3 protein-coding genes and 1 pseudogene are annotated in these 2,560 nt (G+C 53.5%); 3 read left to right on the plus strand and 1 reads right to left on the minus strand.

The window, feature by feature from the left end; genetic code table 11:
• From MK323_15345 to MK323_15355, 3 genes are all read left to right on the plus strand, one after another.
• On the plus strand, window positions 1–831 hold an 831-nt coding region (locus MK323_15345; GenBank protein ID MCH2483520.1), incomplete at its 5' end, for a 2OG-Fe(II) oxygenase.
• 108 nt (window positions 832–939) lie between these two features.
• Window positions 940–1,821, plus strand: a complete 882-nt coding sequence (locus tag MK323_15350; GenBank protein MCH2483521.1) for a phytanoyl-CoA dioxygenase family protein — start codon at window positions 940–942, stop codon at window positions 1,819–1,821.
• 34 nt (window positions 1,822–1,855) lie between these two features.
• Complete coding sequence (locus MK323_15355; protein MCH2483522.1) at window positions 1,856–2,323, plus strand: GFA family protein; 468 nt, start codon at window positions 1,856–1,858, stop codon at window positions 2,321–2,323.
• A 33-nt stretch (window positions 2,324–2,356) separates the two neighbouring features.
• Here the strand turns inward: MK323_15355 and MK323_15360 are convergent.
• Window positions 2,357–2,491 (minus strand): annotated as a pseudogene (locus MK323_15360) (site-specific integrase).
• Between the last annotated feature and the right edge of the window lie 69 nt (window positions 2,492–2,560).

A 2,560-nucleotide genomic window follows, 5' to 3' on the forward strand; every position in this document is an offset into this window, starting at 1 on the left:
AATCCTGACCTTTATTATTTCGTGAATCTCGAGACCTATTCAATTGATCGGTTAGGTAGCGAAGCAGGTCAGGATCTACTCAACCGGGCGCATCGGATGATGAAAGAGGACACACTCGTTGAGTTTCCAGATTTTCTTCGACCCCGAGCGGTTGGGGCGCTGACAGAAGAACTGACTGCGTTGGACTCGAGTGCTCATCGGATCGACTACATGAGCACACCTTATGGTTGGATGGACAATTCAGGATTCGCGCCTGACCATCCGCGCTCCGCGCTTTTCCGACGCAACTGCGGCACCATCACAACCGAGTTGTTTTCTGAGCACTCCTTGTCGCAAAGACTCTTCCGGGTCGATGAACTGACCGAGTTTGTTCGTCGTATGTTGGGCTATGAAACGCTGTATCGTTCAGCCTGCCCGGTATTGTCTATTCAAGTGAATACCATGCTTGGAGGTGACCGATTCGGCTGGCATTTTGATACAAACGACGGTGTCGTGTCGTTCATGATTCAAAATGCAGACACCGGCGGTGCCTTTGAGTACGTTCCACTCATTCGTGACGAGGATGATGAGAACTACGACGTGATGTCCAATGTGTTCGACGGATCACATGAGCCACGTCGCCCAGCTATAAGTGTGGGGACGCTGTCGTTGTTTCTAGGGCGGCGTTCTATACACCGAGTGGCACCGGTTGGCGCGACCAAGCGGTCCCGACTTAGCTTACTCTTCAGTTATGACCGCGCACCGGGAATGGTGTTTCCTGCCAAGACTTGTCAACGCATCACTAGTCCGTCTGACGAACCTTATTTGGGGGCACTAACGAAGCAGGAGTAGCTAGCTAGATGTTAGCAGCGCCTATCCCAACCTCCCCACCAAATCTTCACTTCGGCCTGAAAATTATCCACTTATACTGCCTATACGCTGACCCGCCTGGAGACTTACATGCCGCTAACCTATTTTGAAAAGACGACTGAGACAAGAAGCGTTGTGGAAGCGCTTCGGCATGACGGTGCCGTCGTGGTTACCGATGTCGCAGAGCCCGGTCTCGTCGACGCAATCATGGAGGAATTGCGTCCTCGCCTCGACAAGTCCGGGCTCGATACCCGCGGTGACTTTAACGGCGACCGGACGCTGCGGGTCGAGGCCAGCGTTCTCTGCACGGCGCCCAGTGCGGCTGATCTCGTGGATCACGATCTGGTGGTTCGCGTTGCCGACGAGATTTTATTGCCGCATTGTGCGGCCTACCAGGTTGGCAGCATGTCGGCGATCGAACTTCTGCCTGGCGAGTCTGCTCAGGCATTGCACCGGGACGATTCCCTTTACCCGATCCAGAACGCCGGGATGGAGCTTCAGATCGGGGTCATGTGGGCGTTTGACGACTTTACCGAGGAGAACGGTGGCACGCGCGTTGTACTGGGCAGTCACCGCTTCATGCGCTCTTGGCATCTGCCAGACGTCTCCGATTGGGAAGCGGCCGTAATGCCGAAAGGCTCGGCGCTTTTTTACATGGGCTCGACCTGGCATGGCAGCGGCGCGAACCGAAGCAGCGCGCGGCGCGCGGGGCTCATTAACACCTATTCGCTGGGTTGGCTGCGACAGGAATCCAATCAATACCTGGAAATGCCGCCTGAAATTGCCGCAAGGTTCGGGCCGCGCCTGCGCGCGCTGCTCGGCTATACGCCGCACGGATCGGGCGACGACCAGATCGGAAATTTCCGCGGCGACTGTCCTGCCTGGGTCGAAACGCCGCCGGAACCAGCGTGGCGCGATGAACGGGGACAGGTTGGAACCGCCGCGGACGCGAAACGGCAAGCAGGCGTCTGATCGATCCGTGTTTAAACACCGTTGGTCCCGACCAATGGCTGGTGGCGGATGTGCTTGTGGGCAAGTACGCTACAAGATTGTTGGCGAACCGTTGTTCACCTATGCTTGCCACTGTACAGATTGCCAACGAACCACTGGCAGCGCATTTGTTATCCATACGGTCATTGCCAAGGACGATTTAGAGATCGAAGGTGAAACAAAGGCGACTACATTACCAACGGGTTCTGGCGCAGGGTACGATCCGTATTTCTGCACAAATTGTGGAACGTTTATCTGGTGTAAGTATCACATTTCTGCAAAAGGCGCCATTGTGATCAGGTCCGGCACACTAGACGACACCACGTTAGTTAAACCACAGGCTCATATATTCACCCGATACAAGCTACCTTGGATGACTCTACCGACTGACGTACCGGTGTTTGAAGAATACTATGACCGCCAAGAAGTTTGGCCAGAAAAAAGCTTTGAGAAATGGACTGAGTTAGTAAACAAGAATGATTGAAGGTTTACAGTTTTAGTGGGATGTTGATAGTAGCTAACCCAACCTTCCCACCAAATCCTCTGCTCTTAAATGCGTATGGCGCATCAGCATCCTGGTATCTTTGTGGCCTGTAATCGTAGCCACTGCTACTGGGTTTAATCCTTTCTCAAATTACCTGCTGGTTGCCTCTCAAAAGATTATCTTTGATTTATAATCGTTGGCCGAAATCCCCCATTTGGAGAGACGTATAACATGAAG

The sequence above is a fragment of the Gammaproteobacteria bacterium genome, assembly GCA_022450155.1.
In the GTDB taxonomy this organism is placed as follows: Bacteria; Pseudomonadota; Gammaproteobacteria; order Arenicellales; family UBA868; genus REDSEA-S09-B13.